Raw genomic sequence first — 21909 nt, forward strand, 5'->3', positions numbered from 1 at the left:
ACAGATGGCGAGAGGATTCCATGGAGGTGTTCATGGTCGGCGGCACAGGGCTTCTGGGAAGCGAGGCGGTGCACGAGCTCATAGCCCGCGGCCATGAGGCGGCAACGCTCGCATTGCCGCCGCTGCCGGAAGGGGCGCCGCTTCCTCCGGAGATGAAGATCGAGTTCGGCAACTACCTCGAGATGTCAGATGATGAGCTCAAGGCCCACTTCTGCAGCTGCGATGACTTCATCTTCGCAGCAGGCGTCCCGTCTGGGTCTTCCTTGTCGAGTCCATTGCCAAGATGAAGAAGAACGTGCTCTTGACACGTGGCGGCACGGCCATGATGACCGTGTGCCAGGTGGGCCAGGCGCTTGCCGGTGCCATCGAGCGCAGGATGTGCACTTTTCGGCCTCGTCAACTGCGCAGGAGGGGCTATGCCGGTATGGCTGGCAACGAGCCTCCTCAACATCGCGAATGGCCATGCACCTTGGCACAAGGCATAGAGATAAAAGAGTTGGACGGATTGCAGAAAGGGGAGATGCTCGGGGCATCTCCCTTCTTCTATATGCTGAGGGACTTCATGGCGGTGCGCCATCGGCGGATACAATGGAGTTGCTGTTTCTGCCGAGACGAGATGGAGGAGAAGCCTGTGAAGCTCTCGCTGGCACCTATGGAGGGAATAACCGGACCTGTCTTCCGCAAAGCCCATGCTTCCTGTTTCGGTGCGCTCGACAGCTGCTATCTCCCCTTCATCGCGCCGGCACATCCAGGGAAGGCCTTCACCGAGAAGACGCTGAAGGCATTGGGAAAACAGGATGGCCGCTCTGTCATCCCCCAGCTGCTGACGAAGGATGCCGACGATTTTGTCTGGACAGCGGGCCTTCTGGCCGAGCTCGGGTACAGCGAGGTCAATCTCAATCTGGGCTGTCCTTCCGGAACGGTTGTCGCAAAAGGCAAGGGCGCCGGGCTTCTGCGCGATGCGGAAGGGCTCGAGAGGTTTCTCCAGGACATCTGTGCCAGGTCGCCTCTGCCTGTCTCGGTCAAGACACGCCTGGGCCTTGCCGATGTCGGGGAATACGGGAGAATCCTTGCTGTCCTCTGCCGCTGCCCTCTGAAGGAGCTCATCGTCCATCCCCGGGTGAGGACAGAGCTCTACCGGGGGACACCACATCTTTCATGCTATGGAGAGACGCTCGAGAAGGCACCCTTCCCTGTCGCATTCAGCGGGGACATCTTCTCGGTCGCAGACTTCGAAGAGCTGCTGAGGAGCTATCCTGCGACCACGCATGTCCTCCTGGGCCGGGGCATCCTGGCAAATCCGGCCCTGGGGCGCATGCTAAAAGGCGGTCCTGCCGCTACAGCTGAGGAGATCAGGGAGTTCCATGACAGGCTATTCGAGGGATATGAGGAAGAGATGGGAGGCAATGCCCTCTTCCGCATGAAGGAGTGGTGGTCCTATGCGCGGTTCGCTTTCGCAGATCCGCAGAAGGTGTGGCGTCTTGTGAGGAAGGTCCGCAAGGCAGATGAGTACGAGAAGGCAGTGGAGCGTATCTTCAATGGGGTAGAGCTGGCAGATGAGGCGGTATATCGTCCCTGAAGTGCAATGAGCGCTGAGGTTTGGCTGCCCGAGCAATGTCGGAGACTGCGCCGGCAGCCAAACCCTAAAGCGGAACAGCAGCCAAACCCTAAAGCGGAACAGCAGCCAAACCCTAAAGTAGGGTACAATATTCCCTGATGGGAGGCCTAATATGAAATACATGCCTAGGATAGCTGACGAAGAGCTTTCAAAGCGTCTTGACCGTTCTGGTGCACTTCTTGTACGCGGGCCAAAGTGGTGCGGCAAGACGTCGACCTGTCAGCAGGTAGCAAAGAGCTCCCTTATGCTTCGCGATCCAGATGTGCTTGCTGCTAGCGCGGATGCACTTGAGATACAGCCGTCTCTCCTGCTGAGAGGAGGCAAACCGCGCCTGATTGATGAGTGGCAGGTAGCTCCTGTGCTCTGGGATACGGTAATCAATGCCGTGGATGTTGCGGGCGGCGTTCCAGGCCAGTATATCTTGACTGGTTCTGCAACTCCTCTCAGCCTCGACGAGGAGGATGCTCCGAAGCATACGGGAACAGGCCGTATCGCGCGCATGGAGATGGATACCATGACGCTGGAAGAGTCGGGGGATTCCTCCAAAGACGTGAGTTTGGCAAAACTCTTTGAGGAGAATGGGCGCGTTCAGGGAAGCTCGGATATCGATATCGAGGGCTATGCTGAACTCATCTGCAATGGAGGCTGGCCCGCGCCCATCTCGTTCGGAAGGCCAGATCCAGGCATCGCGGAAGATTACATAGAGGCGCTCTGCGAAACAGATGTCTCACAAGCTGCAAACCAGGATCTCGATTCATCAAGGACACGGGCTCTTCTGCGCTCTCTTGCGCGCTGCAGCGCTCAGGAAGCATCGTTGGCAACCCTTCTGGCAGATGTCCAGGACACGGTCAAGATCAGCGACCCGACGCTCAGGGTCTATCTCAATGCGCTGCGTAGGCTTTATGTCATTACTGATATCGAAGCCTGGGCTCCCAATCTTCGTTCCAAGACACCGCTTCGCAAGGCACGTGTCTGGCACCTGTGCGATCCGTCTCTTGCGGCAGCTGCGCTGGGCTGCAATGCGCAAGGACTGCTCAACGACCTGAATACCATGGGCTATCTGTTCGAGACGCTCTGCGTTCGCGATCTGCGCGTGTATGCACGTCCGCTCGGAGGGAGAATCTATCACTATCGAGACAAAAACGGCCTCGAGGCTGATGCTGTCATCCAGCTCAATGATGGGCACTGGGCTGGCATAGAGGTGAAGCTCGGAGGCAAGGACCGCATAGAGGAAGGCGCCGGCAATCTCTTGTCGCTATCTGAGAAGGTGGATCACGAGAAGATGGGTGCTCCGAGTTTCCTGATGGTGCTGACCGGGGGCAAGTATGCCTACACGCGGCCTGATGGTGTCCATGTCGTTCCGCTTGGCTGTCTGGCACATTGACCAGATGGCTCCATCTTTCGATGCTCCTCTGATACAAAGTCGGCCCGCCTCCATCTGGAAGCGGGCTGACTGGGCAATTGGCTGTCTGAGTAGGCTCTACTTGACGAGCTGGATCTTCTCCACATCGTCGCGGTGGGTCTCGCGGTAGAGCACGAAGCGGTGGCCGATGACCTGGACGACGGCAGAATGGGTCGGTCGGGAGAGGGCAATAGCAGCCTCGCGGGCGTCCATGCCAGCGCTTCCCTGGACAGAGCACTTCACCAGCTCATGGGCTTCGAGTGCATTGTCCATCTGGTGCACGACAGCATCCGTGATGCCTGCCTTGCCGATGCCTACGGTTGCCTCGAGCCTGTTGGCGAGGCTGCGGAGCTGCCTGATCTGGCGGCCGGTGAGTTCCATGGAATCCTCTTTCTGGAAAGTGCAGGCAGAGATGTCTGCCTGCCTCGTATCTGTGATGGGCCGGCAGCGGTGTCCGGCAATCTGGCCCACCCGATGATACGGTATCGGATGGCAGGATGAGGCAAATACTCCTGCAATCCATGAGCGGAAGGACAGACATGCAGGAGCTGCGCCCCTGCCTACTGCCGGTTCAGGATCCCTGCCGCCTCGCGGCCGCTCATGCCAGGCGTGATGCCAAGGGCTTCGGCGGCAGGCGTCATGCCGGTGATCTTGTTCGTGAGGACCTCATCGAAGCTCGACCCTGCGACACGCACGGCTGCATCGCCGAGCTGCTCTGCCTTCTCGAGGCTCAGGTATCCGCACATGAGAAAGCCCCTGGCACAGCGGATCACAAGCAGGTTTGCGTGTCCCTCGCCGGCAAGTGCCGGCACCATGGTTCCTTCTGCATATCCATTGTCCAGTCTGATGAGCTCGGTCGTAGTCATTGCTCCTCCTCTGTTCTGGCTGCTCTGACAGCTTGGATCGGTCCGCTTCGATGATACGGCGGATACATTTCCTGCTCGTTTACTTGGCAGGGCGTCCCTTGCGCTTCATCCTGATGGGAAGGGCCGCCAGGGCCTCGAGCGCCTTCTGGGCTGCCGCCTCTGCCCGAGCGATCTCGTCAGCGGCAAGGCCTGCCTCCTCGAAGGCTTCCTGTGCCGCTGCGGCATAGTCCCTCTTGTGCTTCTTGTTGAGGGCATTCCAGTCGATATGCGCAAAGCGGGGGACGAGCATATCGGCGCAGGGCAGCTTTCCCTGCTTCATGAGGACAGCGAGGACGGGATATCCTGCATATCCTTGCCAGTAGCTTGCATTGTCGTTCGAGGAATACGTGTCTTCGGTCCAGCTGACCATGTAGTGCTTGGCACCGTTCGAGGAAGCGACGTCTGCGGTGTCCTCTCCCATCTCGACCCTGCCATCGGCAAGGGCGCTCCATGCTTCATAGACCTTCTGCAGAGGCGGCAGCTTCTCCATGCTTCACCTTTCTCGCGGCTCTTCTGACTGCCATCATAGCCGTCCTTGGCAACAGGACTTCGCTTCAGGGCAGTGCCGTGCCGTCAAGAGTCTGTCTGCCTTTGCAGGCGTCCCTGGCAGAGAGCCGGGGCTGTGGGAGAATGGTCACGCTCTGGAAAGCGGCAGAAACAGGAGACTTCCATGAAGCAATACATTGTCGATGCCTTTACCGACCAGCTCTTTTGCGGGAACCAGGCTGCCGTCTGCGTCGTCGACGAATGGCCTACCGACCGGCTGATGCAAGACATCGCGAAGGAGAACCGGTTCTCGGAGACGGCATTCGTCGTGCGGGAGCAGCAAGGGTGGCATCTGCGCTGGTTCACGCCGGGCGGTGAGATCGACTTCTGCGGGCATGCGACCCTCGGCACCGCATTCGTGCTCTTCCGCTTCTATTGTCCGGATGCCGCATCCATTGCCTTCGACACGCAGGTGGGCAGGTGCTCTGTCGAGCGGCAGGGCGACCTCTATGTGATGGACTTTCCGTCCTACGCCTGCACAGCCGTTCCTGTCACTGATGCTATGGAGGCAGCGATTGGCGTGAGGCCCAAGGAGGCCTATCTCGACCGTGATCTTATGCTCGTGCTTCCCTCGGAGAAAGACGTCCGCGAGCTCCATCCCGACCAGGGACGCATGAAGGAGCTGGATGGGCTTCTTGTGGCCGTGACGGCACGAGGCGAGAAATACGACTGCGTCTCGCGGGTCTTTGCACCCAAGCTCGCTATCGACGAGGATCCCGTAACCGGCAGCACGCACTGCATGATTGCGCCGTACTGGTGTGCAAGGCTGGGAAAGACGGAGCTCAGCTGCTATCAGGCATCCGAGCGGGGAGGCGAGCTTCGTGCTACCCTGGCGGACGGCCGTGTGAAGATTGCCGGCAAGGCGGTCCTGTTCGCGGAAGCGGAGCTGAGCGTCTAGCTGCCGATGCCTTGCCTTCAGTCCCGCCCGGCCAGCTGCAGCCACGTCTGCAGGTCCGTCCGGCAAAGCCTGGGAAATGTCCTTTCGGTATCGCAGTGGCCCGGGTGCCGGAGCGGCTCGCATGGGCCATAAGTCCGGCCCGGAGGCTCCAGTCTGCCCTATGTGCCATGGACACGCCGGACAGGTCCGCGGCAGTCTCCATCATCACGCACGCAAGCAGGCGCGCTGGCTGGCTCAAGGGCTGGGCTGCCCTCAACCGGGCAAAGGAGGCCGGGACGGAGGAAGAGCTCGCGGACAAGAAGAGCATGCGCATTGCCGATCCGCCGGGCTTCAGCAGGAATGCGTTCCTAGCGAAACTGGTCAGCGGGCAATCTCGGACAAGACCGTGTTGACAAAACACACGGAGCATGGCATCCATGCCAGGGGGCAGGATGGGCTCACGCCTCATGCCCTTTTCGAGCCACAGACGCTGGTCATGGCCCCCGGGCTGACGGCGGTCCAGATGGATTCGGCGCTGCGCATGCCGGGCGGGGCTGTCTGGCGGATGCCGAGGCGTGCGGCCGCACTCGGCAGGCTCTGTTCCTGGATGATGCGCTCCCCATTGGCCGAGATGAAGGCCACAACAGGAACGCTCGGGAAGGAGCGGGAGCGCATGCCCAGCTGGCGGAAGAGAGAGTCTGTCCGCGAAGGCCTCGATGCGACGATCCGGTCCGCCGCAGCGCTGCCAGGGGCTTCAGGAGCATCGCCTGCTACAGAACGATGACATTCCTGAGATGGGGCCACCTGGGCTTCGCTTCCCAGAAGAAGCTGGCAGGTGTTGCCCGCCAGAAACAGCGAAGAGCCCTTTTTGCCGCTTCAGACGGCTGGCATGGCGTATGGAGCGCGCTCCGATGCGGTGCTTTGGAGACTGTGCCGCAGGGGCTTTCCGGGCTTCTTCTCCTGGCAGCCTGATGCCGTTCCCCGAGAATCATCAAGCGGCGAACAGCTTGAATGGCTGGCTGCCTCTAAGGAAGCTTCCTTTCAAGGGAGGACGCACGACCTGGTCCGGCTGCAGACTTTGGCGTTCTTGCCTGCATGTGGTAACCGGGGCGTTGCGGATCCGTCCGCTCGATGCGCCTGGGTCTACAATGCCTCAGACTGCGTCGCTGCCGGTGGGTGGCGCCACGGCACAGGCGGATTGCGAAAGGAACCTTGTGGACAGCTTCATCTTCAGCGTCAATGCGACATTTCCCATCTTTCTTACCATGCTCCTGGACATGTTCCTGCGGCATATCGGGCTGATGGACAGGCGCTTTGCAGACTACCTCAACGCCTTCGTGTTCAAAGTGGCCCTTCCCGTCCTGCTGTTCCAGGATCTTGCGACCCAGGATTTTGTGGCTGCCTGGGATGGGCGCTATGTGCTGTTCTGCTTCGTCGCTACAGCGGCGAGCATGGTGGCAATCGTGCTGCTGTCCCATCTGGTCGTGCACGATGTGGCCGAGCGCGGCGAATTCATCCAGGCGAGCTGCCGCAGCTCGGCAGCGATTCTGGGCATTGCCTTCATCCAGAATGTCTATGGAAGCTCTTCGACCAGCATGGCGGCGCTCATGATCTTGGGGAGCGTTCCGCTCTACAACGTGGCTGCCGTAGTGGTGCTTACGCTCACGGCGCCAGGAGATGGCTCGTCTGGCCCTACGGTGGGCGCGCTGGTGCGCAAGGCGCTCTTCGGCGTTGCGACCAACCCCATCATCCTGGGAATCGCTGCAGGGTTTGCCTGGTCGCTTCTGGGCCTGCCCATGCCCAAGATTCTGGCGTCGACCGTTGGCAACGTGGCGGTGCTCGCGACGCCTCTGGGTCTCATGGCTCTGGGGGCGGAGTTCAGGTTCCGCCTGCGCGCAGGAGCCTGGGCGCCTCTGCCGTGGCAAGCGTCGTGAAGCTTGTGGGGCTCGTCGTGGTCTTCATGCCCCTGGCTATCCATATGGGATTTCGCAACCAGCAGCTCATTGCCCTGCTTGTGATGCTGGGGTCTGCCTCCACGGTGAGCTGCTATGTTATGGCGCGCAATATGGGACACGACGGGACGCTCACCTCGACCATCGTGATGATGACAACGCTGGGATGCGCCCTGACGCTCACGCTGTGGCTCTGGATGCTGCGTGCCGGCGGCTTCGTGGCATAGGGAAGCATCGGCTCTGCGTCCTTTTCCCTGTCCCATAGGCAGGGAAAAGGGGACCCTGGCCTGGCCAGAATCCCCTTCTCCATGCGGCGGATGGGGCAGGAGTGCCTGCTAGCAGGCAGTGGAGCCCTCGCCCTTGGAAGCAAGCAGTGCCTCGCCCTGGGCATTGGTCGCGACGATGGCGGCATAGAGTTCGTCGGGCGTGACATCGCCTGCAAGGTTGTGGATCGTCTCGCCGGGGACGCAGGCATGCTCTGCGATCGTGTGGATCTGCTCGTCGGTCGTGACGCCGAGCTCTTCGAGCGTCACAGGCAGGCCGACCTCCAGGCAGAAGTCCTGGATGTCCTCGAACTCCTCCTTCGTGGCACCTTCGAGCGTGAGCTGGACCAGCGTGCCGAAGGCGACGCAGTTTCCGTGCGGCACGCTATGGCCGCCGAGTGCCGTGAGCCCGTTATAGAACGAGTGGGCAGCAGCGCAGTTCACGTTGTCTGCGCCCACGCCGGACAGATAGACGTTTGCCTCGATGATTGCATCGAGTGCCGGCGTGACCACATGGTTCTCGCAGGCAGCAAGAGCCTGCTTTCCGTAGTTCTTGAGTGTCTCGTAGCAGAGCTTTGCCAGTGCCATGCCGGCACGCGTGATGCCGGTGCCTTCAAGGCTCGGGGACTCGGTGCGGATGGAGGCGCGGCCCTCGAAGTAGGTGCCCAGAGCATCGCCCATGCCGGCAATGAGGAAGCGTGCCGGTGCATCAGCGATGACCTGGGAGTCGACCATCACGGCGTCCGGGTTCTGGGGATAGAAGAGATACTTGTCGAAGCTGCCGTCGTCGTTGTAGATGACGGAGAGTCCGGTGCAGGGGGCATCGGTCGCGGCGACCGTCGGGATGATGACGACCTTCTTGCCGGTGTAGTAGGCTGTCGCCTTTGCGGTATCGACTGCCGAGCCGCCGCCGCAGGCAACCACGGCGTCGATCTTGTCCTGTTCGACGATCTTCTTCATCTTGGCAATCTCGCCCTTGCTCGAGATGCCGCCGAAGACCTCGTAGCGGCGATAGCTTGAGTCATCGCCGAAGCTCTGCTCGATCTTGTCGTGACAGGCCTTGTAGCCGCTCTTGGAGCAGATGAAGAGCCAGCGGCTCCCCATGTATCCCATCTCGTCCTTGAACTTCAGGAGCGCATCCTTGCCCTGGACATACTTCAGGGGCTCGCGCATTGCACGAAGAAGCTTCATCGTTATCCTCTCCTTTTTTGCCATGTGCCGGCATCGCAGGTTCCGGGAAGCCGAAGACCGCTGTGCGGCCCTGGCGGCCTTCCTGTGTTGATACCCCATTACAGCCTTCGCTCTAGCATGGAAAGGGAGAAGAAGACAGCTGTCGGAAAGAAGGCGCCGTGCTGCGCTCGGCCTCTGCCGAAGGAAGCCTTCTTCTCTGGCCTAACGTGTTCCGTCTTCGCTGTCCGAGGACATGAAATCGAGCAGATGCACGATTCTCAGGTCAGGGACCACCCAGAATGCGAAGGCAAGCGCTATGGCGGCCAAGGCGATATGCGTCTGGGGAGCAAAGATTGCCAGAACGATGCCAGCAACTTCCAGGCCAAGCGTTGCGCGCTCCTTCACCAGCGAGCGCTTCTGGAGCTCTTCCATGCCCGTGACGGAGTACTGGCACGCCAGGTCGTGGCGGATGACGCGCTCGAGGTTCATGTAGGAAAGCGACAGCAGCAGGTTGAGCACGACGTAGACGGTGGTCGGAAGCGTCTGGAAATGGGTCTTCTGGAGCCAGTCGGTCGCTACCGGCATGAAGGACATGACAAAGAGGAAGAGCAGGTTCGACCACAGCATCCTGCCGTCGACCCGCTGCACCAGATTCAGCAGATGGTGGTGGTTGTTCCAGTAGGTGCCGACGCCGACGAAGCTGATTGCGTAGGAAAGCACTGCCGGGCCGAGCGAGGCAAGGTCTTCGAACGTCGCTCCTTCAGGAGCCGAGATGGTAAGGACCATGATCGTGATGATGATTGCAATGACGCCGTCGCTCATGGCTTCCATACGCCCTTTTGGCATGAGCCCGCCTTTCTGATCGCTTTTCCGAAGGGCCAAAGCCCTTCTCTGCTCCCGATTGTAGAAGATGCGCGGCAGAGCGGCAGTGCGGGCTGCTGCATGCTCGAGAAGATGTCTTTAGCCGACGGGGCTGATGCTTCTGGGCAGGCTCAGGCGCGGCCATGCGCTTGCTTCTGGGGGCGGTCCTCGATGAAGTAGGTGGGGAAGCGGTCGATGACGGCAGAGGATTCCTCGAACAGCAGATGCAGGTGGTTGCTGACCAGAAAGTCGGTCTCCTCTGCATCGTGGCCGGAGATTGCGTCGAAGATCCTGTCATGCTGGTGCATGATCGCATTCCAGTCGAGCTTTTCTGTCAGCACGCGCAGCCACCGGTAGCGCTGCAGGTCCATATCGAGGGTGCCGAGCCACTCCCAGACCCGGTCCCTTCCGGCAATGCGGTAGAGCGCCTCATGGAACTCGTTGTCGCTGTCGAAGAACTCCCGTGTCCCGTGGGACGCGCAGGCTTCCTGGGCACGGTGCATGATCTGGGAGAGCAGCTCCTCGCCCGCGGCATCGATGCGTGCACAGCACTCGACCGCGACCTGGCGCTCGAGGGTCTCGCGCACATAGCGTGCGCATTCGACAGAGCGCAGGCTGATGCAGCGCACGTAGGTGCCGCTCTGGGGAACGGTCTCGACCAGCCCCTCCTGCCTGAGACGTACCAGGGATTCGCGGACCGGGGTCCTGCCCATATCGAGATCCTGGCACAGGTCCTTGACCTGGAGCCTGTCTCCGGGGGCATAGGTCGCATACAGGATGCCTTCGCGGATGGTCTCGTAGGCTCTGAGCTGGAGGCTCTCTCCTGATTCCTGGGTCTGCTCGTCTGCCATGACAGCTCCTTGGTTGGTATTGATGACGCTCAAGAGTATATTAGTTCATTTTCATGCAGCAGCGAACCGGCATGATTGATATACGAGTATAGGCGGAGAATTGCGCTGGGTTCTGCGCTGCTCCCACATCTGTTTGGGCATATTTGGGGCATTAGCAAGAATTGGTATCAGACAGTGACCGAAATCTCAAGAATTTCAGGCGAAACTGTACTATACAAGCCGATTCAACTGATATACTAGTACCACCATCAATACCAAGCAGGAGCCCGAACAGCGCCCTAAAGTCAAGGAGATCGACATGTTGTCCCTCAAACAGTGGCAGAGCCAGCGCAGGGAATTCGAGGAACACGGCATCAGGCTGCCGAAAGGCGACGTCGATGCCGTGCGCGAGGCCGGCAGGAAGCAGCCGGTGTGGATCCATGTGGGAGGTGGCAACCTCTACCGCGCCTTCCATGCAGCCATCGCCCAGGACCTGATCGATGCAGGAGAGCTTTCCCGCGGCGTCGTCGTCATGGAGACCTTCCGCCCCTTCACGGTCGACGAGCTCTACAAGCCGTACAACGACGATATCCTCCAGGTCATCATGAATCCCGATGGCTCGCTTTCGGAGCGTGTCCTTGCCTCGACGGCAGATGCGCTCTTCGCGAATGCGGAGCGTCCCGAGGACTGGGCACGTGCCAGGGCCTATTTCGAGAGCCCCGAGCTCCAGCTCGTCACGGTGACGATCACCGAGAAGGGCTATGCCCTGCGCACGGCAGATGGCAGCTTCTCTGCCCCGGCAGAGAGCGACTTCGCTTCCGGCCCCGCTGCGCCGAAGACGACGATGGGGACCTTCGCAGCCCTGCTCCATGCCCGCTACCAGGCAGGGGCTGCCCCCATCGCCATGGTCTCGACCGACAACTTCAGCCGCAACGGCGAGCATTTCCGCACGGCGGTCCTCGATGTCGCCCAGGCATGGCAGGAGCACGGATTCGTGGACGGGGGCTTCGTCTCCTATGTGTCCGACGAGTCCCGGGTGAGCTTCCCCTGGACCATGATCGACCGCATCACGCCGAACCCCTCCCCCGAGACGGAAGCGGCCTTGAAGGAGCAGGGCTTCGGCGACCTGCCGCTCATCGCTGCCGGCCGTGCGCACTTCGCCGGCTTCTCCAACACCGAGCAGGCGCACTACCTCGTCGTCGAGGACTCCTTCCCGAACGGCCGCCCCGACCTTTCGGCCGGCGGCGTCATCCTCTGCGACCGCGAGACGGCTGAGCGTGCCGACACGATGAAGGTCACCGCCTGCCTGAATCCGCTCCACACGGCGCTTGCCGTCTATGGGTGCCTTCTCGGCTATACGCGCATCTGGCAGGAGATGGAAAACCCGGATCTGGTGGCGCTGATCCGCCATATCGGCTACGACGAGGACCTGCCCGTCGTCGTCGATCCCAAGGTGATCGACCCAGGCTCCTTCATCGACGAGCTCGTCGAGAAGCGCCTGCCGAACAAGGCGCTCCCCGATGCGCCGCAGCGCATCGCGACCGATACCTCCCAGAAGGTGCCGGTGCGCTTCGGGCATACGCTCAAGGCCTATGCAGAGAATCCGGACCTCGATCCGTCCGGCCTGACCTTCATCCCGCTCGCGATCGCAGGGTGGCTGCGCTACCTGATCGGCGTGGACGACAATGGCGCTCCGTTCGACCCCAGCCCCGATCCGCTCCTGGACGAGCTCCAGGCACAGCTCTCTCCGCTTTCGCTCGGCTGTGCCGATGCGGCATCCGTGCATGCTGCGGCAGGGCCGATCCTTTCGAACAGGGAGATCTTCGTCGTCGACCTCTATGAGGCGGGGCTCGGCGCGAAGGTGGAGCAGATGCTGCTCGAGGAGCTTTCCGGTCCGGGAGCCGTTGCAGCAACGATCAAGCACTATGTCGGATAGGCATCACAGCGAAAAGAGGATTCCGCTCATGAAGATGACATTCAGGTGGTACGGGGAAGGGTCCGATCCGATCCCTCTGGACTACATCCATCAGATCCCGGGCGTCTCGGGCATCGTCGGATGCCTGATGGACGTGCCGGCAGGCGAGGTATGGCCGAAGGAGAAGATCGCGGCGCTCGTGGGCCAGGCGGCGGAGCATGGCCTCGGGTGCGAGGTCATCGAGTCCGTGAACATCCACGACGACATCAAGGCAGGCCTTCCCTCCCGCGACCGCTACATCGAGAACTACAAGGAGACCATCAGGAATCTCGCCGAGTTCGGCGTCAAGGTCATCTGCTACAACTTCATGCCGGTCTTCGACTGGGTGAAGTCCGACCTCGACTATCGCCTTCCCGACGGATCCTCCACGCTCTGCTTCAGGAAGGAGGACATCCCCGACGACCCGGACGCGCTGCTCGAGCGCTACGCGCACGGCACGGACGGCTATGTCCTTCCCGGCTGGGAGCCCGAGCGCCTCGCCCACCTGAAGGAGCTCTTCGAGCTCTACAGGGACGTCGACGAGCAGGCCCTGCGCGACAACCTCGTCTACTTCCTCAAGGCCATCATCCCGACCTGCGAGGAGTGCGGCGTGAAGATGGCGATCCATCCGGACGATCCCCCCTACTCGATGTTCGGCCTTCCCCGCATCATCAAGAGCCGCGACGACCTCGACTGGCTCTGCCGTGCGGTCGATTCCCCCGCGAACGGCATCACGCTCTGCTGCGGGTCGATCGCGGAGGAGCCCGCAAACGACGTCTATGCGATCCTCGACGAGTTCTCTAAGCGCGGACGCATCCACTTCGTCCACATGCGCAACATCCGCTATCTCGAGCCGGGAAAGAGCAAGGACTTCTACGAGGCGCCGCACCTGTCCCGCGAAGGCTCGCTCGATGTCTGGCGCATGTGCCGGGCGCTCTTCGAGAACGGGTTCGACGGCTATATCCGTCCCGACCATGGCCGCATGATCTGGGGCGAGACCGGACGTCCGGGCTATGGCCTCTATGACAGGGCGCTTGGCTGCACCTACATCAACGGCATCTGGGAGACGCTCGAGAAGGACGCCGCCCTTGCCAAGGAGGCATGATCTCCATGTTCATGGACGATGATTTCCTGCTCGACACCGAGTGGGCCAGAAAGCTCTTCCATGGGCATGCAGAAGGCCAGCCCATCATCGACTACCACTGCCATCTCGATCCGGCCCAGGTCGTCGAGGATGTGCACTTCAAGGACCTGACCCAGCTGTGGCTCTTCGACAATGGCGGAGGCGACCATTACAAGTGGCGCCTGATGCGTGCGGAGGGCGTGCCGGAGCGCCTGATCACCGGCGACGGGGAGCCATACGAGAAGTTCTGTGCCTATGTCCGCACGATCGGGCGGGCACCAGGCAATCCGCTCTATGAGTGGAGCCATCTGGAGCTGCGCCGTGCCTTCGGGATAGACCTCACAATCACGGAGAAGAATGCGCCCGAGATCTGGCGGCGCGCAAACGAGCGCATTGCAGAGCCTGGCTTTTCTGCCCGCGGCCTCATCCGCCGCTTCGGCGTGCGCTGCATCTGCACGACCGACGATCCGGCATCCGATCTTTCCTGGCACAGGAAGCTCGCCGAAGAGAGGGACCCCGGCTTCAAGATGCTGCCGACCTTCCGTCCTGATGCCCTCTCCGCTATCGAGGCAGAAGGATTTGCGTCCTATATGCAGCGTCTCTCGGCAGCGTCCGGTATCGAGATCGTGGACTGGAAGAGCCTTAAGGAGGCAGTAGCGCAGCGCGTGGAGGCGTTCCACACGGTGGGCGGCCGTCTTGCTGACCATGGACTCAACAGCTTCAGGTTCGTCGCGGCAGATGAGGAAGAGGTCGCGGCCATCGTCGCTAAGGCGCTTGCCCATGAGCCGGTCTCTCCTCAGGAGGCAGAGGCCTACCGCACGGCACTCACGCTCTTCCTGATGGGGGAGTACGAGTCCCATGGCTGGACGCTCCAGCTCCACATGAATGTCTTCCGCAATGCGAATACCCGCCGCTTCCAGGAGCTTGGTCCTGACACCGGCTTCGATTCGGTCGGAGACCAGCCGGGCCTGGTGCATGAGGTGGCATCGCTTCTCGATGCAGCGCAGACGCACTCTGCGCTTCCGCGCACGATACTCTACTCTCTCGACGAGGCGCAGTGGATGGGGCTTGCGACCCTCATGCAGTCCTTCCAGGGCGGCGTGCGGCAGCGCATGCAGCTGGGATGCGCCTGGTGGTTCTCCGATTCCTTCGCAGGGATAACGAGGCAGCTCGAAGTGTTTGCCCAGGAGAGCCTGCTTGCCAACTTCTGCGGCATGCTGACCGACTCGCGCAGCTTCCTGTCGTATCCTCGCCATGAGTACTTCCGGCGTGTCCTGTGCCGCCTTCTCGGGCAATGGGCAGAGCAGGGAAGGATTCCTGCCGACGAAGAATGGCTCGGCGGGATCGTGGAGGACATCTCCTACAGAAATGCCCACGACTACTTCGGCTTCTTCGAAGAAGAGCGCTAAGCCAGAAAACATGCAGAATGCCTCCCGGCAAGGCCGGGAGGCATTCTGCTCTTTAGCCTGGCTGTTCCTGCATGAGCGGTGGCGTGCCTCAAAGTCCTTGCTCGCAGAAGCAATGGCATGCACCCTGGCTGCTATTTCAGCTCATGGCGTCAGAAACTGCCGAGAGGGAAGAGAGCTCTGCCTCGGCAGGGTTGAACAGGCGCTCGGTGTGTGCTGCCCGGTTCCTCACGCGGAGTATTCCGTTCAGCAGGTGCTGGAACTCCTTCCTTCTCGTCCCCTTCGGCCACGCGCGATAGAGGCACGTCCTCCATATCGCGGTCTCGCGGGAACGGTCGGTGAGATGGACCCAGAATCCCAGCGCTCGCACATCACGCGGTCGTAGGCATTTCGCAGCGCGACCTAGAAGCGGCAGATTTTGCGCATGACTACCTGCGTGAGGGTGGCGTTCCACTCGTAGAGGTCCAGCGCCTTCTCTATGCCGCCGCACGACGCGAGGTAGGGTGCGAGGCGCTCGGGCGAGAGCCATCGCTCTGCCCACGCGCTTGCTTCATCGCCCTCGGAGAGGCATTTGACGTTTTCGTCGATGGGGCTGCCAGGTTCTTCGTGCATCGAAGACCCCCTATATACAGATCGAGGTCCGGTGACTTGAATCAGAGGTCATTCCCGGGCCCAACGACAGATATCTCACCTGCTTTCGCGAAGTCCAAGAAGAGGACTCGGAGAGCGTACATCATGCCGCCAGCCCTTCTGTTACCGCCACCCCAGAACGTGTGGAAGGAGCTGCCGGCTCCGGATTTGCTCCGGAGTGGCATACATACTGATATATAAGACATCTTGTAATTCGTACAAATATACGAGTTTGATGGATGACAATTGAGGAATCTGAACGAATGATTGCCCCTATAGGACGAATTGAATAGCGCATTACCAGCAAAAAATGCATAATGCCAGCAGCACAGTGTGGAAGAACTCCGTTCACAACTGATATATAACCACTGGCCGATGGGCAGGAAAAAGAGAGAGATTCCGACGATTCCGGTATGACTGATATACTAGTATAGGAGTCAGGAAATGGGAGACAGGAGGGACAGTGCGCAATTGTCTTGATCTGGACAAGGGCTGGCAGTTCACAGGCCCTTCGGGGGAAACGGTTCAGGTCGATGTACCGCATACCTGGAACGCCGAGGATGGCCAGGATGGAGGAAACGACTACTGGCGTGGCACCTGCACCTACAGGCGCCGCTTCGAGGTCCCTGACGGCTTCGATGCTGCCACCATGGAGGCATGGCTCGAATTCCGCGGCGTCAATGCCTCTGCCGACGTGACGGTCAATGGACATCTGCTTGCCCACCATGATGGTGGATATTCGACCTTCAGGGTCGATGCCACGGACGTGCTGGCTCCGGCAGGGACTGCAGACGAGCTCGAGGTGGCAGTCGACAATTCCATCAATGATCGCGTGTATCCGCAGAAGGCAGACTTCACGTTCTACGGAGGAATCTATCGCGACGTGAAGCTGATCGTGGTACCGAAGACGCATTTCGAGCTTGGATATGCTGGCACGCCGGGCATCCATGTGGTGCCTGAGGTGCATGACGGGGACAGGGATGCGCCGGTCCAGGTGAGGACCTGGGTCTCGGGTCCGGACGCCGGAAGCTGCGAGACGAAGGTCCGCATCTTCGATGCGGACGGAGCATGTGTGGCCTCGGGCACCGGCACGGATGTGACGCTCATGCTCGAAGGCGCGCACCGCTGGGATGGCACGCATGACCCCTATCTCTACCGTGCAGAGGCCGTGCTCGTGGCGGCAGATGGCACGCAGCTCGACGAGGTGAGCACGCGCTTCGGCGTGAGGAGCTTCTCCTATGACCCGAAGAAGGGCTTCTTCCTGAATGGCAGGAGCTATCCTCTGCACGGCGTCTCCCGCCACCAGGACAGGAAGGGCATCGGCAATGCGCTCACGCCTGCCATGCACGAGGAGGACATCGAGCTGATCTGCGAGGTCGGCGCCAACACGGTGCGCCTTGCCCACTACCAGCATGACCAGCACTTCTATGACCTCTGCGACGAGCGGGGCCTTGTCGTCTGGGCAGAGATTCCCTACATCTCCGAGCATCTTGCCCACGGCAACGGGAATGCCCGCTCGCAGATGGAAGAGCTCATCGTCCAGAACGCGAACCATCCGTCCATCGTGTGCTGGGGCCTCTCGAACGAGATCACGATCTCGACGCACGACAAGAAGGCGATGCTCGAGAACCACCATGCGCTCAACGACCTCTGCCACAAGCTCGATCCTGCGCGGTTCACGACGCTTGCCTGCTACGCGATGTGCGGCCCCTTCAACCGGACAGCCTTCGTGAGCGATGTGGTCAGCTGGAACCTTTATCTGGGATGGTATGTGCCAGGCCTGTTCCTGAACGACCTGTGGTTCGGCTTCTTCCATCTCGTGCATCCGAAGCGCACGGTCGGCATGAGCGAGTACGGATGCGAGGCAATGCCGAACCTGCACTCCGAGCACCCCAGGCGGGGCGACCACACGGAAGAGTACCAGTGCATCTACCATGAGTACATGCTGCGCTTCTTCGGCAGGCACCCGTATCTGTGGGCGACGCATGTGTGGAACATGTTCGACTTCGCGGCTGACGCCAGAGACCAGGGCGGCGAGCCCGGCATGAACCACAAGGGGCTCGTCACCTTCGACCGGGCGACGAAGAAGGATGCGTTCTATCTCTACAAGTGCTGGTGGAACCCCGAGCCCATGGTCCACATCTGCTCGAAGAGGTTCCGCGACCGTGCACAGGACAAGATCCGCGTCAAGGTCTACTCGAACCAGCCGGAAGTCACGCTCTGCGTGAACGGCGAGGCTGTGGCAGCGAAGCAGGCAGACAAGGTCTTCACGTTCGACATCACGCTCCAGCCTGGCAGGAACTTGATCGCTGCCAAGGCCGGCGCGCTTTCCGACACGGCCGAGTTCTGGCGCGTCAGGAAGGAGAACGGCGCCTACAGCCTGAAGGGCAAGGGCGGCGGAGGCAACTGGACGTAGGGCCTTCGGCACCACAAGAAATCCAATCCAATATGGCAACCGCGCCTGGCTCTAAAGGCCAGGCAGGGAAATAGGTGCCTGCCATGCGCAGGCAGAGAGATATCCATGCGAAATGGGGGAGTGAAGTACATGGGCAAGAAGTCACCAGAACACAGGCTGATGACCCGCCGCGGCTTCTTTTCGGTAGGAGCGCTGGGCCTTGCGGCGGCATCGGGCATCGGCGGCGCTGTCGAGCAGTATGCTGCGACGCTCGACCAGAATTTCGGTACGAAGAGCTCCGAGTTCATCTCGACGAGCACCGACGCAGAGCCGCTGTATCAGGCATTCAGGCCAAGCGAGGAGCTTCTCAACGCAGATGGTTCCGGAAATTCGCATGCACTGATCCAGAAGGCAATCGATATGGGAAGGCGCCAGGCAGTCTCTGGTACGGTCCTTCTGAAGAACGAGACCGCAGATGGCCGCGGCCTGCCTCTTGCGCCTGGCGAGCGCGTCACGCTCTTCGGCTCTCGTTCCCATACGCCCCTTCTCGGCTCCGGCATGGGCACCAAGGCGACCGGCCCCTGCATCACGCTCGAGCAGGCGCTGGGGTCTGATACATCGACCGACTTCGCCCACACCATCGCGACCGCTGCCGCAAAGAAGCACGTGAAGAATCCGGATGGCTCTTCTGCCATTGTCTTCAGCGATCCTGCTCCGACGATTCAGTCTTGGGCGGGAGACGAGTTCGAGATTGAGGGTGCAGGCCTCGAGCTGAACCCCACGATGATCTCCGCCTATGATGCGGTGAACCAGAGCAACAAGCTCGGCAACAACGAGCCTGCTTCCCCTTCATTCGATCCTCGTGAGGCATCGCAGGACCAGCTCGAAGAGGCAGCGCCGGGCTTCCGTGACAGCTTCGGCCAGTACTCCGATGCAGCCATCGTCGTCCTGGGACGTCCGAGCGCCGAGAATATCGACTATCTGCCGGGCGGCGTAGCCGAAGGGACCGGTGCCAAAGAGCCGCTTGCCCTGACCGACAACGAGCGTGCCGCGATCGAGATGGCCAAGCAGTGCTCCCAGAACGTTATCGTGCTGCTGAACTCCTCCAACACGATGGAGGTCAGAGAGCTTGTCGACGACGAGGGAATCTCTGCCATCCTCTCTGTCGGCTTCCCGGGCTGCTATGGCCTTCTGGGCGTCGCAGATATCCTGATTGGCCGCGAGAGCCCGTCGGGCTGCCTTTCCGACATCATGGCAACACACAACATGAGCGCTCCTGCCATGCAGAACATGGGCAGCTACAGCTATGCGAATGCAAAGGATGTCCTGACCCGTCCGAGCGGTATGTCCGATACCTCTTCCCACTATGTGGTCGAGGCAGAAGGCATCTATACTGGCTACCGCTACTATGAGACGCGCTACGCCGACGCCGTGCTCGGACAGGGCAATGCCTCCTCTGCTGCTGGCGCCACGGTCCTCGAAGACCGCTGGGACTACGCCTCCGAGGTCACCTATGGCTTCGGCTACGGCCTTTCCTACACGACGTTCGTGCAGACATTTGCAGGCGAGCCGAAGCTTTCGGTCACGAAGGGCAAGCAGGGCAGCACCGAGGTGCGCCTTACCGTCGCGGTCGATGTCGCAAACACCGGGTCTTCTGAGGGCCGCTCGGTCGTCCAGATCTATGGACAGGCACCGTATGTGGCAGGAGGCGTCGAGAAGCCTGCCATCCAGCTTCTGGGCTTCGCGAAGACCTCCGTCATCCAGCCGGGTGGCCATGAGACCGTGACGGTCGAGGTCGATCTCGAGCACCTTGCAAGCTATGACGGGACAAAGACGAATGCGGACGGCACGACGGGCTCCTTTGTCTTCGAGCCGGGCACCTACTGGTTCGCCTTTGGCAATGGCGCCCACGATGCCCTGAATGCAGTCCTTGCTGCCTCGGGCGTCGATGCCGGACGCCTCGCGGGAAGCGCAGATGCGTCCCATGCCTGGCGTCTCGATGTCACGGATGCCGTCCTTCCTGCCGATGCGTTCTCGGTCTCGAAGACGGGCGTGGCAGTGAGCAACCATCTCGACTATGCAGACTGGAACCACTTCCAGCCGGGCGAGGTCACCTATCTTTCCCGCGCAGACTGGGCAGGGACCTACCCGCACTCCTACTCCGACCTCACGCTCACGGACTCCCAGCTTATCGACTACCTGAACGGCAACTACTACGAGGTCAGGACCACAGACGACACTTCCGGCATCGTCTGGGACAAGAGCTCGGACGTGATGTTCTGGGATCTTGCGGGACTCGACTACGACGACGAGCTCTGGAACGATGCCCTCGACAAGATGTCTCTCAAGGAAGCGCTCTTCCTTGCGACGTTCGGCGGCCCTGCCATCCCAGGCGTGAAGTCTCTGGGGCTCTGCGAAGCGAACATGACCGAGAACATGGGCATCGGCTTCGCGGTGTCGCTGACAGCCAATGTCGATGCCAACTCCCCCTGGGCAATCGATGCGAAAGACCCCAATGCCGCATGGCAGGGAAGCGTCCTGGGCGGAGCCACGCTGCTCGCTGCATCGTTCGATCCCGATCTCATGTATGCGGAGGGCCAGCTCGTCGGCGAGGAATCGCTCTTTGTCGGCCTGCCGATCCTCTGGGGTCCGGGCCTCAATACCCACCGCCATGCCTATAACGGCCGCAACGGCGAGTACTATTCCGAAGATCCGGTGCTGACCGGCACCTGTGGCATGGAATTCGCGGTCGGTGCCGAGGACTTCGGCCTCGTGGTCGCACCGAAGCACTTTGCCTTCAATGACCAGGAAACGAACCGCGCCGGTGTCGCTCCGTACATGAGCGAGCAGAAGGCACGCGAAGGGGATCTGCGCGCCTTCCAGATTGCGTTCGAGGCTGCGAAGTATGCCACAGACGATCCGTCGCGCCGCCTCAAGGGCGTGATGACATCGTTCAGCAAGATCGGTGCCGTCGAGTGCACCTGCTCCGAAGGCCTCATGACCGACATCCTCAAAAACGAATGGGGAGGGCGCGGCTACTTCGTCACCGACATTTACGACGACGTCGACCTCTATGCCGCTGTCCTCAATTCCGGCGTCAGCTGCTACGATACTCGTGGCATCTCCGGCTTCGACAGCGCCGGCACCACGATCGAGGGCAACCAGTTGTTCAGGACCCAGGCAAATGGGATCCAGGCAGGCATGGCAACGGTCGAGCATGATGCGAACCTGCAGCAGCATGTCAAGGAATCGGCACACAACGTGCTCTATGCCTTGGCACAGAGCAACCTCGTGAACCGCTACAACACGACGGCAAAGGTCGAGAAGCGCATGACCTGGTGGAGAGGATCGTATCTGGGGCTCGCTGCCGCATCCGGCGTCCTTGCCATCGGCGCGCTCGCATCCCAGGCCCGTCTCGCATCCAAGGGCGCAGCCGATGACGGCGATGGCGCCGGCAAGGAGGAATAGCAATGGCTGCTATGAACAAGAAGAAAGGCGCAGGCTTCTACATCGGAGCCGTCGCCCTCATCCTGGCTGTGGCAGGTGCCGCTGCAGCTGTCTTTTCGAGCACGATCAGCGCCGACTATGCGCTGGCCAATCTGCCACTCGTCCTTCTGGGCATCGTCTGCGCGATCGTGCTCGCAGCCGTGCCGAAGGCAGTCCAGCTCAAGGGCAAGGCACAGCTCTTCGTGCCCTTCATCGCCCAGGGCGTGAGCGTGTTTTTGCTGGCGCGCGTCGCCCTCGATGTGCTCGCAGCGCGAATCCTGCTGATCTCCGGCCTCTTCACCTGGAACTCCGGCAATGCAGTCGGCTGGAGCGTCTTCAGGGCCACCGTGGTAGCGGCTGCCCTTCTGCTTGCGGCTGCCGTGCTCCTCGTCGTGAGGGCCTTCGCTCCTGACGCAAAGCGCGCCTAGCATCTGGCTGCCGCCTGCATCCTTCCCGTGCAGGCGGCAGCGCCTGATGCGCAATCCGATCTG

General features: G+C 61.0%; 19 protein-coding genes. 12 read left to right on the forward strand and 7 right to left on the reverse strand.

Going from position 1 to position 21909, the window contains the following annotated elements; genetic code table 11:
* Nucleotides 1-20: 20 nt before the first annotated feature.
* From ABVS03_RS09100 to ABVS03_RS09110, 3 genes are all read left to right on the forward strand, one after another.
* Nucleotides 21-287 carry a hypothetical protein gene (locus tag ABVS03_RS09100; protein WP_368018858.1) on the forward strand — a complete coding sequence of 89 codons (267 nt, stop codon included), beginning with the start codon at nucleotides 21-23 and terminating at the stop codon, nucleotides 285-287.
* A 344-nt stretch (nucleotides 288-631) separates the two neighbouring features.
* Nucleotides 632-1579: a tRNA dihydrouridine synthase gene (locus tag ABVS03_RS09105; protein WP_368018859.1), complete on the forward strand. Its 948-nt coding sequence runs from the start codon at nucleotides 632-634 to the stop codon at nucleotides 1577-1579.
* Between the two features lie 151 nt (nucleotides 1580-1730).
* Nucleotides 1731-3002, forward strand: a complete 1272-nt coding sequence (locus ABVS03_RS09110; RefSeq protein WP_330972746.1) for a DUF4143 domain-containing protein — start codon at nucleotides 1731-1733, stop codon at nucleotides 3000-3002.
* A gap of 96 nt (nucleotides 3003-3098) precedes the next feature.
* Here the strand turns inward: ABVS03_RS09110 and ABVS03_RS09115 are convergent, their stop codons facing one another.
* The 3 genes from ABVS03_RS09115 to ABVS03_RS09125 all read right to left on the reverse strand — a co-directional run bounded on the left by ABVS03_RS09115 (nucleotide 3099) and on the right by ABVS03_RS09125 (nucleotide 4415).
* On the reverse strand, nucleotides 3099-3401 hold the full coding sequence (locus tag ABVS03_RS09115; RefSeq protein WP_368018860.1) for a YhbY family RNA-binding protein: 303 nt from the start codon (nucleotides 3399-3401) through the stop codon (nucleotides 3099-3101).
* 179 nt (nucleotides 3402-3580) lie between these two features.
* Nucleotides 3581-3886, reverse strand: coding sequence for a DUF1805 domain-containing protein (locus ABVS03_RS09120; protein WP_330972748.1), 306 nt, complete (start codon nucleotides 3884-3886; stop codon nucleotides 3581-3583).
* A gap of 79 nt (nucleotides 3887-3965) precedes the next feature.
* On the reverse strand, nucleotides 3966-4415 hold the full coding sequence (locus tag ABVS03_RS09125) for a hypothetical protein (RefSeq protein WP_368018861.1): 450 nt from the start codon (nucleotides 4413-4415) through the stop codon (nucleotides 3966-3968).
* Nucleotides 4416-4595: 180 nt separating this feature from the next.
* On the opposite strand from ABVS03_RS09125, the gene ABVS03_RS09130 reads away from it, so the two are divergent.
* The 3 genes from ABVS03_RS09130 to ABVS03_RS09140 all read left to right on the forward strand — a co-directional run bounded on the left by ABVS03_RS09130 (nucleotide 4596) and on the right by ABVS03_RS09140 (nucleotide 7527).
* Nucleotides 4596-5369: a PhzF family phenazine biosynthesis protein gene (locus tag ABVS03_RS09130; RefSeq protein WP_368018862.1), complete on the forward strand. Its 774-nt coding sequence runs from the start codon at nucleotides 4596-4598 to the stop codon at nucleotides 5367-5369.
* A gap of 1193 nt (nucleotides 5370-6562) precedes the next feature.
* Nucleotides 6563-7282: an AEC family transporter gene (locus ABVS03_RS09135; protein ID WP_368018863.1), complete on the forward strand. Its 720-nt coding sequence runs from the start codon at nucleotides 6563-6565 to the stop codon at nucleotides 7280-7282.
* Nucleotides 7267-7527 (forward strand): hypothetical protein, encoded by a 261-nt coding sequence (locus ABVS03_RS09140; protein WP_330972752.1) that lies wholly within the window; start codon nucleotides 7267-7269, stop codon nucleotides 7525-7527. Before ABVS03_RS09135 ends, ABVS03_RS09140 begins: the two co-directional genes overlap by 16 nt.
* A gap of 108 nt (nucleotides 7528-7635) precedes the next feature.
* Here ABVS03_RS09140 and ABVS03_RS09145 read toward each other — a convergent pair whose 3' ends face one another.
* From ABVS03_RS09145 to ABVS03_RS09155, 3 genes are all read right to left on the reverse strand, one after another.
* Nucleotides 7636-8754 (reverse strand): glycerol dehydrogenase, encoded by a 1119-nt coding sequence (locus ABVS03_RS09145; RefSeq protein WP_368018864.1) that lies wholly within the window; start codon nucleotides 8752-8754, stop codon nucleotides 7636-7638.
* Nucleotides 8755-8955: 201 nt separating this feature from the next.
* A complete protein-coding gene (locus ABVS03_RS09150; RefSeq protein WP_368018865.1) occupies nucleotides 8956-9579 on the reverse strand; it encodes a TMEM175 family protein in 624 nt (207 codons plus the stop codon).
* A 146-nt stretch (nucleotides 9580-9725) separates the two neighbouring features.
* On the reverse strand, nucleotides 9726-10445 hold the full coding sequence (locus ABVS03_RS09155; protein WP_368018866.1) for a GntR family transcriptional regulator: 720 nt from the start codon (nucleotides 10443-10445) through the stop codon (nucleotides 9726-9728).
* Nucleotides 10446-10743: 298 nt separating this feature from the next.
* Between ABVS03_RS09155 and ABVS03_RS09160 the strand changes: the two genes are divergently transcribed.
* The 3 genes from ABVS03_RS09160 to uxaC are packed head-to-tail and all read left to right on the forward strand — an operon-like array spanning nucleotide 10744 to nucleotide 14910.
* Nucleotides 10744-12360: a mannitol dehydrogenase family protein gene (locus ABVS03_RS09160; RefSeq protein ID WP_368018867.1), complete on the forward strand. Its 1617-nt coding sequence runs from the start codon at nucleotides 10744-10746 to the stop codon at nucleotides 12358-12360.
* 28 nt (nucleotides 12361-12388) lie between these two features.
* The gene (gene uxuA, locus ABVS03_RS09165) at nucleotides 12389-13483 is read left to right on the forward strand and encodes a mannonate dehydratase (protein ID WP_368018868.1); all 1095 of its coding nucleotides are present in this window, start codon (nucleotides 12389-12391) and stop codon (nucleotides 13481-13483) included.
* A gap of 5 nt (nucleotides 13484-13488) precedes the next feature.
* Nucleotides 13489-14910 carry a glucuronate isomerase gene (gene uxaC, locus ABVS03_RS09170; protein WP_368018869.1) on the forward strand — a complete coding sequence of 474 codons (1422 nt, stop codon included), beginning with the start codon at nucleotides 13489-13491 and terminating at the stop codon, nucleotides 14908-14910.
* A 399-nt stretch (nucleotides 14911-15309) separates the two neighbouring features.
* Here the strand turns inward: uxaC and ABVS03_RS09175 are convergent, their stop codons facing one another.
* Entirely contained in the window at nucleotides 15310-15519 is a 210-nt protein-coding gene (locus ABVS03_RS09175; RefSeq protein WP_330972759.1) for a hypothetical protein, read from the reverse strand.
* A gap of 481 nt (nucleotides 15520-16000) precedes the next feature.
* On the opposite strand from ABVS03_RS09175, the gene ABVS03_RS09180 reads away from it, so the two are divergent.
* The 3 genes from ABVS03_RS09180 to ABVS03_RS09190 all read left to right on the forward strand — a co-directional run bounded on the left by ABVS03_RS09180 (nucleotide 16001) and on the right by ABVS03_RS09190 (nucleotide 21846).
* Nucleotides 16001-17953, forward strand: coding sequence for a glycoside hydrolase family 2 TIM barrel-domain containing protein (locus ABVS03_RS09180; RefSeq protein ID WP_368018870.1), 1953 nt, complete (start codon nucleotides 16001-16003; stop codon nucleotides 17951-17953).
* Between the two features lie 129 nt (nucleotides 17954-18082).
* Nucleotides 18083-21400 (forward strand): glycoside hydrolase family 3 C-terminal domain-containing protein, encoded by a 3318-nt coding sequence (locus tag ABVS03_RS09185; protein WP_368018871.1) that lies wholly within the window; start codon nucleotides 18083-18085, stop codon nucleotides 21398-21400.
* 2 nt (nucleotides 21401-21402) lie between these two features.
* A complete protein-coding gene (locus ABVS03_RS09190; RefSeq protein WP_330972762.1) occupies nucleotides 21403-21846 on the forward strand; it encodes a hypothetical protein in 444 nt (147 codons plus the stop codon).
* Nucleotides 21847-21909: the final 63 nt, after the last annotated feature.

It is taken from the genome of Olsenella sp. AGMB03486, assembly GCF_040884255.1.
Classification (GTDB): Bacteria; Actinomycetota; Coriobacteriia; order Coriobacteriales; family Atopobiaceae; genus Olsenella_L; species Olsenella_L kribbiana.

What these genes read in the sequence shown, in the direction of transcription:
- ABVS03_RS09190 (WP_330972762.1), top strand. Translation starts at nt 21,403, where the DNA reads ATGGCTGCTATGAACAAGAAGAAAGGCGCAGGCTTCTACATCGGAGCC.
- ABVS03_RS09115 (WP_368018860.1), bottom strand. Translation starts at nt 3,401, where the DNA reads ATGGAACTCACCGGCCGCCAGATCAGGCAGCTCCGCAGCCTCGCCAAC.
- ABVS03_RS09175 (WP_330972759.1), bottom strand. Translation starts at nt 15,519, where the DNA reads ATGCACGAAGAACCTGGCAGCCCCATCGACGAAAACGTCAAATGCCTC.
- ABVS03_RS09155 (WP_368018866.1), bottom strand. Translation starts at nt 10,445, where the DNA reads ATGGCAGACGAGCAGACCCAGGAATCAGGAGAGAGCCTCCAGCTCAGA.
- ABVS03_RS09110 (WP_330972746.1), top strand. Translation starts at nt 1,731, where the DNA reads ATGAAATACATGCCTAGGATAGCTGACGAAGAGCTTTCAAAGCGTCTT.
- ABVS03_RS09160 (WP_368018867.1), top strand. Translation starts at nt 10,744, where the DNA reads ATGTTGTCCCTCAAACAGTGGCAGAGCCAGCGCAGGGAATTCGAGGAA.
- ABVS03_RS09150 (WP_368018865.1), bottom strand. Translation starts at nt 9,579, where the DNA reads ATGCCAAAAGGGCGTATGGAAGCCATGAGCGACGGCGTCATTGCAATC.
- uxuA (WP_368018868.1), top strand. Translation starts at nt 12,389, where the DNA reads ATGAAGATGACATTCAGGTGGTACGGGGAAGGGTCCGATCCGATCCCT.
- ABVS03_RS09145 (WP_368018864.1), bottom strand. Translation starts at nt 8,754, where the DNA reads ATGAAGCTTCTTCGTGCAATGCGCGAGCCCCTGAAGTATGTCCAGGGC.
- ABVS03_RS09125 (WP_368018861.1), bottom strand. Translation starts at nt 4,415, where the DNA reads ATGGAGAAGCTGCCGCCTCTGCAGAAGGTCTATGAAGCATGGAGCGCC.
- ABVS03_RS09130 (WP_368018862.1), top strand. Translation starts at nt 4,596, where the DNA reads ATGAAGCAATACATTGTCGATGCCTTTACCGACCAGCTCTTTTGCGGG.
- ABVS03_RS09185 (WP_368018871.1), top strand. Translation starts at nt 18,083, where the DNA reads ATGGGCAAGAAGTCACCAGAACACAGGCTGATGACCCGCCGCGGCTTC.
- ABVS03_RS09100 (WP_368018858.1), top strand. Translation starts at nt 21, where the DNA reads ATGGAGGTGTTCATGGTCGGCGGCACAGGGCTTCTGGGAAGCGAGGCG.
- ABVS03_RS09120 (WP_330972748.1), bottom strand. Translation starts at nt 3,886, where the DNA reads ATGACTACGACCGAGCTCATCAGACTGGACAATGGATATGCAGAAGGA.
- uxaC (WP_368018869.1), top strand. Translation starts at nt 13,489, where the DNA reads ATGTTCATGGACGATGATTTCCTGCTCGACACCGAGTGGGCCAGAAAG.